The 14694-nt window shown below is 35.6% G+C and carries 17 protein-coding genes; all 17 read left to right on the top strand.

Annotated elements, in window-relative coordinates; all coding sequences use genetic code 11:
* Positions 1-2 precede the first annotated feature (2 nt).
* The 17 genes from flhB to tsf all read left to right on the top strand — a co-directional run bounded on the left by flhB (position 3) and on the right by tsf (position 14685).
* The gene (gene flhB, locus PRVXH_RS07035) at positions 3-1094 is read left to right on the top strand and encodes a flagellar biosynthesis protein FlhB (protein WP_353892080.1); all 1092 of its coding nucleotides are present in this window, start codon (positions 3-5) and stop codon (positions 1092-1094) included.
* Positions 1095-1116: 22 nt separating this feature from the next.
* Positions 1117-3159, top strand: coding sequence for a flagellar biosynthesis protein FlhA (gene flhA, locus PRVXH_RS07030; protein WP_353892079.1), 2043 nt, complete (start codon positions 1117-1119; stop codon positions 3157-3159).
* On the top strand, positions 3156-4298 hold the full coding sequence (flhF, locus tag PRVXH_RS07025) for a flagellar biosynthesis protein FlhF (RefSeq protein ID WP_353892078.1): 1143 nt from the start codon (positions 3156-3158) through the stop codon (positions 4296-4298). The genes flhA and flhF overlap by 4 nt, the downstream gene beginning before the upstream one ends.
* Positions 4276-5160, top strand: a complete 885-nt coding sequence (locus PRVXH_RS07020) for a MinD/ParA family protein (RefSeq protein ID WP_353892077.1) — start codon at positions 4276-4278, stop codon at positions 5158-5160. Before flhF ends, PRVXH_RS07020 begins: the two co-directional genes overlap by 23 nt.
* Positions 5161-5170: 10 nt before the next feature.
* Positions 5171-5512, top strand: a complete 342-nt coding sequence (locus PRVXH_RS07015; RefSeq protein ID WP_353892076.1) for a PilZ domain-containing protein — start codon at positions 5171-5173, stop codon at positions 5510-5512.
* A 27-nt stretch (positions 5513-5539) separates the two neighbouring features.
* Positions 5540-7507 carry a chemotaxis protein CheA gene (locus tag PRVXH_RS07010; protein ID WP_353892075.1) on the top strand — a complete coding sequence of 656 codons (1968 nt, stop codon included), beginning with the start codon at positions 5540-5542 and terminating at the stop codon, positions 7505-7507.
* A gap of 15 nt (positions 7508-7522) precedes the next feature.
* On the top strand, positions 7523-7984 hold the full coding sequence (locus PRVXH_RS07005; RefSeq protein ID WP_353892074.1) for a chemotaxis protein CheW: 462 nt from the start codon (positions 7523-7525) through the stop codon (positions 7982-7984).
* A gap of 11 nt (positions 7985-7995) precedes the next feature.
* Positions 7996-8604 (top strand): chemotaxis protein CheC, encoded by a 609-nt coding sequence (locus PRVXH_RS07000; RefSeq protein ID WP_353892073.1) that lies wholly within the window; start codon positions 7996-7998, stop codon positions 8602-8604.
* Positions 8601-9083 carry a chemotaxis protein CheD gene (locus PRVXH_RS06995; RefSeq protein WP_353892072.1) on the top strand — a complete coding sequence of 161 codons (483 nt, stop codon included), beginning with the start codon at positions 8601-8603 and terminating at the stop codon, positions 9081-9083. The genes PRVXH_RS07000 and PRVXH_RS06995 overlap by 4 nt, the downstream gene beginning before the upstream one ends.
* 14 nt (positions 9084-9097) lie before the next feature.
* Complete coding sequence (locus PRVXH_RS06990) at positions 9098-9847, top strand: FliA/WhiG family RNA polymerase sigma factor (protein ID WP_353892071.1); 750 nt, start codon at positions 9098-9100, stop codon at positions 9845-9847.
* A gap of 23 nt (positions 9848-9870) precedes the next feature.
* A complete protein-coding gene (locus PRVXH_RS06985; protein ID WP_353892070.1) occupies positions 9871-11247 on the top strand; it encodes a FapA family protein in 1377 nt (458 codons plus the stop codon).
* Positions 11248-11264: 17 nt separating this feature from the next.
* Entirely contained in the window at positions 11265-11588 is a 324-nt protein-coding gene (locus PRVXH_RS06980; protein WP_353892069.1) for a hypothetical protein, read from the top strand.
* A gap of 22 nt (positions 11589-11610) precedes the next feature.
* On the top strand, positions 11611-12069 hold the full coding sequence (locus tag PRVXH_RS06975) for a hypothetical protein (RefSeq protein ID WP_353892068.1): 459 nt from the start codon (positions 11611-11613) through the stop codon (positions 12067-12069).
* Positions 12062-12484 (top strand): hypothetical protein, encoded by a 423-nt coding sequence (locus PRVXH_RS06970; protein WP_353892067.1) that lies wholly within the window; start codon positions 12062-12064, stop codon positions 12482-12484. Before PRVXH_RS06975 ends, PRVXH_RS06970 begins: the two co-directional genes overlap by 8 nt.
* Positions 12485-12547: 63 nt before the next feature.
* Positions 12548-13111, top strand: coding sequence for a hypothetical protein (locus PRVXH_RS06965; RefSeq protein ID WP_353892066.1), 564 nt, complete (start codon positions 12548-12550; stop codon positions 13109-13111).
* A gap of 140 nt (positions 13112-13251) precedes the next feature.
* Positions 13252-13944 (top strand): 30S ribosomal protein S2, encoded by a 693-nt coding sequence (gene rpsB, locus PRVXH_RS06960; protein WP_353892065.1) that lies wholly within the window; start codon positions 13252-13254, stop codon positions 13942-13944.
* A gap of 93 nt (positions 13945-14037) precedes the next feature.
* The gene (gene tsf, locus PRVXH_RS06955; protein WP_353892064.1) at positions 14038-14685 is read left to right on the top strand and encodes a translation elongation factor Ts; all 648 of its coding nucleotides are present in this window, start codon (positions 14038-14040) and stop codon (positions 14683-14685) included.
* Positions 14686-14694: the final 9 nt, after the last annotated feature.

Raw genomic sequence — 14694 nt, 5'->3', positions numbered from 1 at the left:
GTATGAATAATTTAAGGTTTAACTTGCAACTTTTCTCCCAGGAAAAAACTGAAAAAGCAACTCCTAAAAAGAGAAAGGATGCTAGAAAAAAAGGTCAGGTGTTAAAGAGTCCTGAAGTTAGTTCAGCTTTTATATTGATAGTTGCTTTTAGCACATTACACTTTTGGACACCGGTTATGTTTGAACGAATGATAGGTTTTATGAAGTTTAGTATGACAGAGTATTTTAACACTACTTTTGAACCTATTTATGTTTATCAGATAATTGTAAGGATGATAGTTGAAGGATTAATTATTTTTGCACCTATTGGGGTTGCTATTGTAATTATTGGTATATTGGTTAACTATCTGCAAGTTGGCTTTCTGTTAACTGGTGAACCTCTAAAGGTGAAGCTATCAAGGCTTAACCCAATAGAAGGTGCCAAGAAAATATTTTCGAAAAAAGCGATAATTCAACTAGTAAAATCGCTTTTGAAAGTTGGGTTTATAGGTTCGATAGTTTATGTACTTTTAAATAGTTTTTTTGATGAAATATACTTATTATGGGAGATGGATTTTCTAGTAGGTGTATCTAAAATAGGCAGCACTGTAACTAAGATTGCCTTGTTTTCAGGTTCTGCGATGATACTAATAGCTATTTTGGATTATATAGCCCAGTGGTTTGAGTTTGAGAAGAACCTCAAAATGAGCAAGCAAGAAATAAAAGATGAACACAAGCAAGTAGAAGGTGATCCTCAGGTCAAAGGACGTATTAAGGAACAACAAAGATCTATGGCTATGAATAGAATGATGCAAGACGTGCCAAAAGCAGATGTAGTTATTACTAACCCTACTCATTATGCTATTGCTATAAAGTATGACCAGAGTACAAAACATGCGCCAAAAGTTGTGGCAAAAGGTAAAGATAATGTGGCACAAAAAATTAAGCAAATTGCAGACCAAGAAGATGTAGTTATGTACGAGGATGTAAAACTTGCAAGGGCACTTTTTAAGTCTGTTGAAATTGGAGAACAAATACCTTATGAATTTTATAAAGCAGTTGCTGAAGTCTTAGCTTTTGTATATAGGTTAAAAGGAAAAGCTGGTAACTTCTAAGAGCTTGAGGAGTGGAGAATAAATGAAAATTGCTGAATATGGCTTTGTTGTCATTATAATTTTGATTATTATGATGATGATAATTCCAGTACACCCAAACTTGCTAAGCATACTATTGGTAGTAAATATTTCCTTAGCACTGACCATACTGCTAACAACTATGCAAATTAAAGAACCACTTGAGTTTGCTATATTTCCATCTGTACTGCTACTTAGTACCTTATTTCGTTTAGCGCTCAATGTATCTTCCACAAGGCTAATACTAAACGAAGCGGACGCTGGTCAAGTTATTGAAGCGTTTGGAGACTTTGTTGTAGGTGGTAATGCGGCGGTCGGTTTTATAGTCTTTGTTATTTTGGTAATTATTCAGTTTATTGTTATTACCAAAGGAGCTGAAAGGGTGGCAGAGGTTGGAGCAAGATTTACTTTAGATGCCATGCCGGGAAAACAAATGGCGATAGATGCAGATCTAAATGCTGGTCTTATTACAGAGCAGGAAGCAAAAAAAAGAAGAAAAGATATCCAAAGAGAAGCTGACTTTTATGGAGCCATGGATGGAGCTAGTAAGTTTGTAAAAGGTGACGCTATAGCTGGCATTATAATAACTTTAATAAACATTGGTGCTGGCTTTGCTATAGGAATGATCACCCATGGGTTGGACTTCCAAGAGTCAATGAACACCTTTATGCTGCTTTCAGTGGGGGATGGATTAGTTAGCCAGATCCCTGCTCTTTTAATTTCTGCAGCAACAGGTATAACTGTAACCAGAGCAGCTTCTGAAGATAGTCTAGGAAACGATTTTATAGGACAGATATTTAGCAACCCAAAGGTTATGTATATAATTGCTGCTCTACTTTTCTTTTTTGCCATTACTCCAGGGTTGCCGTCGATACCTTTTATAATTATCGCTGCTTTATTTTTAGTCATTGCGTACTTTTCTCAACAATCTCAAAAGAAACTAGAAGAAGAGGAACTAGCCCAGCAACAATCAGCTGCTACTAGCGATGATCTTGAAGAGGCTAAACCTGAGTCTGTGCTAAATCTTTTGCAGGTAGACCCTCTAGAACTAGAATTTGGCTATGGCTTAATCTCCATATTTGATGCCGAGCAGGGTGGAGACCTTTTAGATAGAGTGGTAATGATCAGAAGGCAATGTGCTATGGACTTAGGTCTTGTTGTGCCTATAGTTAGAATTAGAGACAACATACAACTACCATCAAATGAGTATGTAATAAAAATAAAAGGCGCGGAAGTGGCGCGAGCAGAAATACAACCAGAAAAGTTGATGGCTATGGATCCTGGCACTGCAACTGAAGAAATTAAAGGAATTGATACCATCGAACCTTCTTTTGGATTACCTGCCCTTTGGATCAGCGTAGAAGATAGGGAGAAAGCAGAAACTTCTGGGTATACAGTTGTTGATCCGCCATCTATTATAGCCACTCATCTGACAGAAGTTATAAAACAGCATGGTCACGAGCTATTAGGCCGGCAGGAAGTTAAAACGCTCTTAGACAACGTCAAAAAGACAAATAGTGCTGTAGTTGAGGAACTGGTTCCTAACCAGCTTTCTATAGGCGATGTACAAAAGGTACTGTGTAACTTGTTAAGTGAGGGGATAAGTATTAAGGATTTAATCTCTATATTAGAGCAGTTAGCTGATTATGCACCTCTAACAAAAGATACAGATATGCTAACTGAGTATGGAAGACAAGGGCTTCAGCGACAAATATCTAACCAGGTAAAGGAGCTGGGTCAGCCAGTTCCAGTTATAACTTTGGACCCGCAACTAGAGCAGCTTATAAACGACTCAATTCAACAAACTGATCAAGGTAACTATCTTTCTATAGATCCTGAAAACACCCAAAATATTATCAGTAACTTTTCTCAGACTTACGAAGATTTAGCGTCAAAAGGCTATCAGCCTATTGTTTTAACTGCTCCACTTGTAAGGCTATATTTTAGGAAGATTATTGAGAGTAATTTTCCACAAGTCTCAGTTTTCTCTTTTAATGAGTTAGATAGTAAGCTTGATATTCAAGCGGTAGGGGTGGTGAAAATATGAAAATTAGGAAATATAATGTAAGTAGTTTATCGGAAGCTAAGGCGTTGATTCTACGAGATTTAGGCAAAGAGGCTATTATAGTAAAAACTTCAAAAGTAAAAGCTCCTGGGCTTAAAGGCTTTTTTGGAAAGAAAAACTTTGAAGTTTTAGCCGCCCTAGAGAAAAAAGACCACAGCTTAAGTTATCCTAATAAACATGCTACTTCAAATGTACAGGCGTTTCAAAAAGAAACCCACCAAACAATTCCCTCTGAATACACAGAAATAAAGAAAGAATTGCAGGAAAATAGACATCTAATTGCGAAATTAATAAAGGATACAAAAAACTTTTCAAATCGACAGTTTTCTGGTAGATTTGAAGACTATTATAATCTTCTTGTGGAAAACGGGGTTAAAGAGGATTTTGCAAAAGAGATTATTTTTGAACTTACCGAGCAACACCTTAACCACACGGATATAAAGTCAGAGCTTAAAAAATTAATGCTGAGCAAAGTAAAGCCTATTCAAGATAACATTTCGGAATTTTATGATTCAAAAACCATAGCTTTAGTAGGACCTACAGGTGTCGGAAAAACAACCTCCATTGCTAAGCTTGCAGCTAACGCAGTTGTAACGGAGGGGAGGGACGTAGGTCTTATAACTCTTGATACTTATAGGATAGCAGCGACAGAACAGCTAAAAACTTATGGTGATATTATAGACGTTCCGGTTAAGGTAGCCTACAATTCTTCACAGTTTAAGGAAATAATGCAACATTTTGCCGACAAAGACAATATATTTGTCGATACTGCAGGAAGAAGTCATAAAAACCTTGAACAACTTAAGGAACAAAAATCTTTTTTCGACTTTTACAATGTAAACATCACTTTGCTTGTGTTAAGCCTCACTGTTAATTTTGAGCAGCAAAGAAAAATTTTCGAATCCTATAAATCCTTCAGACCAAAAGGGGTTATGGTTACTAAAATAGATGAAGCTGACTTTTATGGTAATTTGTTTAATTTGATTTTGGAATTTAAGCTGCCAATCTACTTTGTTACCACAGGCCAAAGTGTGCCAGATGACATTTCAACCTTTAGCAGCGACGAAATTATAGCTAAAATTTTAGAAGGTGACTATAATGGATCAAGCTCAAAGGCTTAGAGAGATGGTTAGTGGAAAAGTAAAAAAAAGGAAGAAAGTTCCTGTTTTAAAAAAAGAAAACAATACTGCAAACAGACCAGAAATAATTACTATCACTAGCGGAAAAGGAGGAGTTGGTAAAAGCAACACTTGTGTCAACTTAGCTTTTGCAATGGCAAGCACCTCTAAAAGGGTTCTAATTATAGATGTTGACATAGGTTTAGGAAATACTGACTTGCTCCTAGGTGTTTACCCATCATACTCTCTACTGGAATACCTAAAAGGGAAATGTTCGCTAGAGCAAGCTATTATGAGGGTTTCTGAAAAAGTTGATATAATTGCAGGTGGAGAGTTGGCAAAAGATGATTTCCTACTAAGCAGCAAGGAAAGGGATGTAATCTCAACTGACATAACTGAGTTGAAATTGTATGATTATATTATTTTTGATACTGGAGCAGGCATATCTTCAAATATTTCCTACTTTTGCCAATCAGCAGACAGAGTACTTGTACTGACAACTCCAGAGCCAACAGCAATAACTGATGCTTATGCATTAATGAAGTCGCTTTATAGAAAGTCGAAGGACCTAGAAATACAGATTATAGTTAATAAAGTTATATCAGTGCAAGAGGGGTATGAAACAGCTAATAAATTGATTACTGTTTCACAGAAATTTTTGTTAGCAAAACCTACATATTTAGGTTATATATTTGAAGATAGTAGTGTAACAAAAGCTGTAAGAAAACAGGTTCCATACATAAAGGAGTACCCTGCTTCATCTTCTAGCAAATCGGTTTATCAGCTAGCTGCAAGTATTACAGGAAGCAAGGTTATTAATTCCAAAACGCCATTAGGATTCTTATCAGCATTATTTAAAAGATAAGGGGATTTATATGGAAAAACGATTTTTTTTTAGAGTTAATTTAAGCCATGAAATTGAGTTCGTAAAATTAGATTCTACAACTTTAAGCGTAACTTCAAGCTCGTTAGCTGGTCAGCTTTCTGATATAAGCGGCGGAGGATTGTCCTTTTATACAAAAAGTAATCTTGAAGTGGGACATTTAATTGAAATTGCACTTAAGACCAGAGAGGATAGATTATTACTTTTATCTAGGGTAGTAAGAAAAGAAGAAAGGGAAATGGCTGATTACTATGCAGTTAAATTTTTGCACTTAGATCAAAAAACTGAAACAAAATTGATAAGGTTTATAAATCATTTACAGAAGGAACAGTAGAGAATAACCAAACAGGGGGTGTTTTTAATGGATTTGGAGAACTATTTACCAATCTTTTTAGAAGAATCAGAAGAAAACTTGCAAATAATTAGTGACAATCTTTTGAAGCTGGAAAATGATAAAAATGATAAGCAAGCTGTTAACGAAATATTTAGGGCTGCCCACACCTTAAAGGGCATGGCTGCTACAATGGGTTTTCAGAGTATAGCAGATTTAACCCATGGAATAGAAAACCTTTTAGATGAAATAAGAAACGGAAGCAGAGAACTTACTGACAAGATCACTGATGTGTTATTTTTAGCATTTGATAATCTTCAGGAGGGGCTAGAAAAACTTTCAAACGGTGAAGAGCCTGAACTTGATTCATCAATTTTGGATAAAATTGATGAAAAAGACAGTCAAAGTATTGCAGATGCTACTTTAAATAAGCAATCTACTGGTGTAAATGAATATCAACAGACCGTTTTAAATAATGCGCAAAAGGATGGTTTCAACACGTATAAGCTAGAAATAATTCTTGATGACAGTTGTCTATTAAAGTCTGCAAGGGCCTTTATGATCTATAAGGATTTAGACAACTTTGGTGAAATTATAAAGTCGCAACCATCAATTGAAGACTTAGAAGAGGAGAATTTCGAGAATAACTTTACTTTTTGGTTTGTGACCAAGGCTGAAAAGAATAAAATTCTAGAATTAGAAAAAACACCGGAAATTCAAAGTATTTTGATTACAGATTTAAACGATGATAAAGTTGACTCCCCATCCATAGAACCTTCAAGCGAGAAGAAAAGCGAACAAAAAGGGCAGCAAAAAAAACAAGCAACCGATACCTCCAATCAACAAGTAAAAGCTGTTTCTACAATACGAGTTGATACTACGAGGTTAGACTCCCTTATGAACCTGGTTTCTGAACTTGTAATTAATAAAACAAGTTTAAATGAGAGTACAGAAAATGAGAACAAACAACTCATAAATGAAGGGTTAGAGGGTTTGCATCGTGTCACTACTGAACTACAAAATGTAGTTATGAGCCTGCGAATGGTTCCAGTTGAACGAGTTTTTAATAGATTTCCACGCATGGTAAGGGATACCGCAAAAGAGCTTAACAAAAAGGTTTCTCTAACTATAACCGGTAAAGAGACTGAACTAGATAGAACAATAATTGATGAGATAGGAGATCCACTTGTACATCTTATTAGAAATGCAATAGACCATGGATTAGAAAGTACTGAAGGACGTCAAGCTGCTAACAAGACACTTGAAGGGAATATTCTTTTGAAAGCTTACCAAAGTGGTAATGAAGTTTTTATAGAAGTTAGTGATGATGGCAAGGGAATTGACGTAGATAAAATAAGAGCAACTGCCATTAAAAAGGGAGTCATTGATGAGGTAGCCGCTGAGCAACTTGATGAGCATCAAATCCTACAATTAATATTTGAACCTGGTTTTAGTACATCCGAAGCTGTAACTGATCTATCTGGTAGAGGTGTCGGTCTAGATGTAGTTAAAACTTCAATTGAATCCTTAGGTGGCGGAATAGAAATACATACACAAAAAGGGCAGGGAAGCACCTTTACCATCCACCTACCTTTGACGTTAGCAATTATACAGGGACTTTTAATAAAGCTTGCCAATGAGTCATATGCTATACCTCTTAGTTCCGTAGTTGAAACAGCTTCGATAGAAAGAAGCGAGATACAGAAGGTGGGGCATCAGGAGGTATACATGTTCAGAGGTAATGTGCTGCCAATTGTTAATCTATCCTCAGTCCTAGGGACTTCTTCAAATCAGAACTTAGAACAGGTTTCGCTGGTAATTGTAAAAAAAGGAGATAAACAAATAGGCCTTCTTGTTGATGATTTAATTGGACAGCAAGAAATAGTTATAAAGTCACTAGGTCAATTGTTAAATGATTTGACAGGGTTTTCAGGAGCTACTATATCTGGTGATGGCAAAGTTATGCTAATATTAGATACTAATACACTTTTTAATTAAGGGAGGAACTTAAATATGTCTACTCAAGAACAAAAGTTTGTTATTTTTCAGCTAGGTGAGGAAAGCTATGGGATTGATATTTTAAACGTCCAAGGAATTGAAAGAATGCTTGAAATAACTAGAGTTCCTAAAACTTCAGATTTTGTAGAAGGAGTTTGTAATCTAAGAGGTAGTATCGTTCCTGTAATTGACTTGCGAAAAAGGTTTGGTCTTGATGAAAAAGAAAAAACAGACAACACTAGAATTATAGTTGTAAGTATTGAAGAAGTTGAGGTAGGGTTGATTGTAGATGCGGCAAATGATGTAATTTCCATAGACAGCGACAGCATTGAGCCAGCCCCTTCGGTAATCGGCTCAATAGATAATAGATTTATAAACGGAGTAGGAAAGCTTGAAAACAAACTAATTATTTTGCTAGACTTACAAGAGATATTGAAAAAAGAAGAAATAGTCAAGCTACAGGAAATTACTGACTAGAGGTGGAAAATGTGTTTAATAAATCAATAAAACCCCTTCAAAAAGACTTATTAAAGGAGCTTGGAAATATTGGCGCAGGAAACGCAGCAACTGCCTTTTCTACGCTGATTTCCAATAGGGTTGAGCTAAACGTTCCAGAAGTGGAGCTAGTTGGTTTTGAAAACTCACTAGAGTTTGTAGGGGATGAAGCTGTTGCCGCGATGTATTTTAGGGTCAATGGCTCTTTGCCAGGTAATATGCTTCTTATGCTCCCTTTAGAGACAGTTGATTTTATACTGCAAAGTGTTGGTAAGAACAAAACTGCTAGCTGGGATGATTTAGATTCATACAACCAATCCATGTTAATGGAGATAGGAAATATTTTGTGTGGAGCTTATATTTCTGCAATATCTGATTTTACACAAAAAAAAATGGTTCCTACAGTGCCTGCCTTTGCCATAGATATGGCTGGGGCGATAATTAATATTCCTTTAGCTCAACTAGGTGATATGAGTGAAAAAGCCCTATTGATAAAGACGACCTTTAATAGAGATGGAAAAGATTTTTCCGGAAATTTTTTATTTATACCCGAGCCTTCTGCTTTAACAGAGTTGATGAACCACTTTGGAGTTGTACAATGACAGATGTTTTAAAAGTAGGGATGTCAGAAGTCAAAATAACATCAGCTCCTACGATGCTTAAAACAACTGGTCTCGGCTCATGCATTGGATTATGTATGTATGACGAAAAGTTGAAAATTGGAGGCATGGCACATGTGATGCTACCGAGCAGCGTAAATTCAAAAGTAAGTGAATTTGGCGCTGGGAAATATGCAGATACGGCAGTGGAATTTCTAATTAAATCTCTAAAAGCAAAGGGTTGTAAAAAACTGAAGGCAAAAATAGCAGGTGGCGCTCAAATGTTCACATTTAGTGGTGGCAGCGACATCATGAAAGTTGGGGCTAGAAATGTAAAAGCAGTCAAGGAGTTATTAGCAGAGCAGAACATCAATATTATATCTGAGGATACCGGTGGAAATAAAGGAAGAACAATAGTTTTTGATACAGATAATTTCCACCTTATAATTCGCACTATTGGAAGTGATCAAAAGACTATCTAAGGTTGGTGTTCTTGATGGAGAGGGAACAATTATGGAAGAGCTATAAAAATGGCTCTGTAGAAGCAAAAAACGAGCTTTTATTGAATTATATAAGCTTAGTAAAGTTTATTGTAGATAGGATTTGGACAGGTTATAGGATTGGTAGTTTTGACAAAGAAGACCTAACTAGCTTAGGCATTATTGGGTTAATTGACGCTATGGAAAAATTTGATCCAAACTTAGGGGTAAAGTTTGAAACATACGCCACTCCAAGAGTAAAGGGGCAAATTATTGATGCTATTCGAAAAGAGCAATGGTTACCCAAAGATATTTTAAAAGGCATCAGTGAGCTAGAAGATACTATCGAGCAACTATCTGCTACTAATGAGCCTTTAACTAACGAAAAAATATCGGAAACTATGGAGATATCAACAGAGAAGGTGAGAAAGCTCACCAGATATGCTGGGCAAAAAATCTTGCTCAGATTAGATACTCCAATTTCTACACAAGAAGGGACAATTTTTTTAAAAGATACCATAGAAGATGATAAGCAGCTTTCTCCTCACAGTGCTTTTTTATTGGAGCAGCAGCAAGAATTATTAGCTAAGGTTTTAGATAAGCTTTCTGATAGGGAAAAATTGATTTTGAATCTTTATTACAACGAGGAGCTTACTTTTAAAGAAATTTCGGAAATCTTAAAGTTAAGTGAAGCTCGCATATCCCAGATCCATGCTAAAGCAGTGTTAAGACTAAGAAGGCTCTTTACTATCGCTCAAAAGTCATAGTCGCAATACAGGGAGGGAATTTAATGGATGAAAATCAGAAATTTAAAGTTACTGTCTCATCTGATTTGCTAGAAGCTTATATAGAATTAAATAAGCCTGGTATAGATATGTCAAAAGAGGATTTAGATGAAATAGTGAATGAGGTTAAGTCTCAAAATATCACCTATAACTTTGATGAGGTTAAAACAAAGGAAAAAGTTTTAACAGCAACAGGTTTAGAAAAAATTTTAATAGCAGAAGGAAAAGCACCGCAAAACGGAGAAGACGGATACTTAAAGTTTCTAACTGAAGAAAAAAAAGATAAAACTCCTGTGATGTTAGAAGATGGAACAGCTGACTATTATAATTTAGACTTAATTACAAACATTGAAAAAAATACACCTATAGCGGAAGTTGTTCCTGAGACTAAAGGGACACCTGGATACAATGTTTTTGGAGAAGAAATACCATCTACACCTGGAAAAGAGGCTAAAATCCCAAACGGGAAAAATATTTATTTTAACCCTGAAGATGCCAGAATATATTCAGAAATTGATGGTAAGCTGTCATTAGCTAACGACAGTATCAATGTTTTTGAGCTTCTTGAAATTGACGGAGATGTAGATTTTTCATCTGGCAATATCGATTTCATAGGAACGGTAGTTGTAAATGGAAGTGTTAGAGACGGTTTTGAAGTAAGGGCCCAAGGAGATGTAACCATTAATGGATTAGTTGACAGTTCAACAATAATTTGTAGCGGAAATCTAACTGTTAGTGGCGGTATTCAGGGGCGTAACAAAGGAATTATAGACGCTAAAGGGACAGTTTCTACTAGATATATCGAAAATTGTAAAGTGTCATCTACAAATGTAGTGGTTAAAGATGCTATTATGCATAGCGAAATCTATGCCAAGGATAAAGTTACTGTTTTAGAAGGAAAAGGCCTTATTGTAGGAGGACTAATACGGGCTGGAAAGCAAATATCAGCAAAGGTAATTGGTTCTAATTTAGCGACTAGAACCTCCTTAGAAGTCGGTGTTGATCCAGAGCTGCGGGAAAAATGTACAGAAGTGGCAAATTCACTACAAGAGAAAAAAAGTAGCGCTAAAAAAGCACAGCAGGCGTTAAAATTGTTAAATACGAAGCAGCAAATGCCTGGAGGATTAAGTGCTGAACAGCAAGAATTATATAAAAAGTTTCATTCAACTTTAAATTTTCTGCGTCGTGAAATTGAAGACTTAACCGATCAATATAATGATTTGACCGTTAAACTAAAAGCATCAAAGGGAGTTATAGAAGCTAACGAGAGAGTTTTCCCGGGAGTGAAAATAATTATAGGATCCAAATCTAGAAATATTTCTGACATCACTAGTAGCTCGACGTTTTACTTAGGCTATGACGGAGAAGTCTCAATAAAATAGTGATAGGAGGGTAAGCTGTGAGTTTTAAACCTATTGACCTACAGGTGTTAATTCCCAAAAGTGGCAAAGTAGGAAAGCTTATAAATAATTATGGGGAGCAGTTGAATCAATTGGGATTGCAGCAGCAAACTACACAACTATCACACATGAAGCTAAAAACAGTTCAGAAAAATGAAAATGCGCATGGCCCATCCGTTAAAGCTAAACACAAAGATAAAGAGGATAAAAAGAATAGCAGCAAAAATCAAAATGTCACAAGTAAAGATTCGACAAAAAAGCAATCACAAGATTCTATTGCAATAGACCCTAACAAAGGGAAATACGTGGATATTAATATATAGCAAAAGAAGGTGTTAACATACTATGTCAGAGCATTATATTTTGCTTTTTGCCCTTGTGCTAATAATCTTACCCTTACTCTACGCCTATGTGAGAAAAAGGCAAACAGACAATGAGTTTCATCTTAATCTAAACGATAACCAGCAAGAGGTCGATGAGCTTAAAAGAGTATTTGAGAGCTTAGCATTACAGCTTGAGCAAAGAAAAGAAGAGGCGCTTAGTGAAGTGAATAAAAAAAAGGTAGATGCCTTAGATGATTTAGAATCAGCCTTTAGTCAACATCTTCGTTCTTTAAAGTCGACTTCTAAAGCTCCAAAAGGAAGTAAGATAGGAAAAATAGAGTCTAAACATAGTGAAGTCATAGAACTTTTAGATAATGGCAAAACGACAAATGAGGTGGCAGAAATTTTAGGTAGAGGTGTAGGAGAAATAAATATCATTGCTAGCTTACTAGAAAAGGAGCGCAATGATATAAATGAATAAGCTTCTAATTGGAGTTGGAATTGGGTTACTTTTATCTTATACAGTACTCACTTTAAGTTCTATGCCTCTATTTGTTAGTGAGGAGACGATTGTTTTGCAAGCCAAGTCACTTGGTATGATTTGGGAAGAACAAAATGAAAAAATAAGACAAGAAATATATGATGAAGTTTTAAAGAAAGTCGAAGATGACTTTAGAAGACAAGAAGAAGACATCTATTACAAAATTGACATACCAAAAGGAAGCTCATTAAAGCAAATTGCACAAATCCTAAAAGAACGAAACATCATTAATGATGAAGAAAAATTTATAACGGAAGCTCAAGGCTTAGAAAAGAGCAGAAAACTTCACCGTGGAACTTTTTTTATGACAGAGACTATGGAAATAAAAGATATAATTGAAATTTTGTCAAACTAATTTTCTTTATAAGCATATTTTTACCCTTCGAAGTTATAATAGTAATTGATAGGGGGGATAAATATGTTAAAGAAAATTAGTTTTTCAAATTTATGCATAGGGTTTGCCTGCGGAATCGTAGCGACTTTATGTTCTTTATTTATGTACATATATTTTTCATATGGTCTAGGGGTTTCCGTTAGAGTTGATCTTGAAAAGCTTTTGCCACAGGTAAATGAGATGGTTACAGAAGTAACAAAAGAACAGATACCCACACACTTAGAACAAGCACAAAGCGATATACCAGGTATTATAGATGAACACATGAGTGGTCAGATAAATGATGCTTTTTTAAAAATTGGTGACTTAAAAGTTGCTCTTCCAGAAGAAATGGTCGGGTCTATGGAAAAAAACTTTAAACAAAATGTTGAGTACTCAATGTTAGAGTTGTTGGCCAACATCGATGAAAATGAATTGGCCCAAAGCATCGCTGCTGATATTGAGTCAACCGCCGAGGTAATGCTAACTGAGCATTTCAATGATAACATTATACAGCTAAAACCAACGTCTTTTTTTACCATCCCGGTAACTGTGATATTTAATGAAAATGATGAAGTAGTTCCTGCAATGAATCTTAATTTTAATTAAAACAAATTTATATTGTATAAAAATGAAGAATATGTTATACTACTAATGTTGTAAAACGCACGCTCGTTAGTGATACTGGTGACCTTATGGTTTAGATCACTTTTAAAGAGCGGAGGCAAACCAGGAAGGAGGAAGTTATAATGGCAATTATTTCAATGAAACAACTTTTAGAGGCAGGTGTACACTTTGGACACCAAACCCGTCGTTGGAACCCTAAGATGGCGGAGTACATTTTCACAGAAAGAAATGGTATTTATGTAATTGATCTACAAAAGACAGTTACAAAAATGGAGGCTGCTTATAACTATGTAAAAGATGTAGCAGCAAATGGAGGTACTGTACTTTTTGTCGGTACTAAAAAGCAAGCTCAGGAGGCTGTTGAAGAGCAAGCTAAAAGAGCAGGCATGTATTTTGTAAGTCAAAGATGGTTAGGTGGAATGTTAACTAACTTTGACACAATAAGCAAAAGAATCGATAGGTTAAAAGAACTAGAAAAAATGGAAGAAGATGGAACATTCGATGTACTTCCTAAAAAAGAAGTTATTAACCTTAAAAAAGAGAGAGATAAGCTAGAGAGAAACCTTGGTGGAATCAAAGAAATGAAAAAAGCTCCTGATGCAATCTTTGTAGTAGACCCAAGAAAAGAAAGAATAGCTATCGCTGAAGCCCGCAACTTGGACATTCCGGTAATCTCTATTGTGGATACAAACTGTGATCCTGATGAAATTGATTACGTGATTCCAGGTAACGACGATGCTATCCGTGCAGTTACCCTTATTACAACTAAAATTGCTGATGCAGTTATAGAAGGAAGACAAGGGGAACAAGAATAATAAGCTTAAGGTAAGGAGATGCCACGGGTAGTTATTTGTGGCCCTTACCTTTTTTTAAAACCTAGATAATTACTATAAGGGAGGATTTAAGATATGATTTCTGCAAAACATGTTAAAGAGCTAAGAGAAAAAACTGGTGCTGGAATGATGGACTGTAAAAAAGCCCTTACTAAAACTGAGGGAGATATGGAAAAGGCTGTTGATTACCTAAGAGAAAAGGGACTTTCTGCTGCTGCTAAAAAATCTGGAAGAGTGGCTGCTGAAGGTGTTGTTGAGGCATACATACATGGAGATGGACGAATCGGTGTTTTAGTAGAAGTAAATGCTGAAACTGACTTTGTTGCAAAAAATGATGAGTTTAAACAATTTGTGAATGATATTGCAATGCAAATAGCAGCTGCAAACCCTTCATATATTTCAAGAGAAGAAGTTCCACAAGAAGAAATAGAGAGAGAAAAAGAAGTTCTTAAAAATCAAGCCCTTAATGAGGGCAAGCCTGAACATATAGTTGAAAAAATGGTAGAGGGACGTATAAATAAATATTATGGAGAAGTATGTCTACTTGAACAGGAGTTTGTTAAAGATGGTGACAAAACTGTTCAGGAGTTATTGACCGAGAAGATCGCTAAAATTGGTGAGAATATTTCTATCCGCCGTTTTGTAAGATATGAAGTTGGAGAAGGCTTAGACAAAAAAGAAGAAGATTTTGTAGAAGAAGTAAAAAAAGCAGCTCAAGTTTAATTTAAATAC

It is taken from the genome of Proteinivorax hydrogeniformans (assembly GCF_040515995.1).
GTDB lineage: Bacteria > Bacillota > Proteinivoracia > Proteinivoracales > Proteinivoracaceae > Proteinivorax > Proteinivorax hydrogeniformans.
This window is presented reverse-complemented; position numbering and strand designations above follow the sequence as displayed.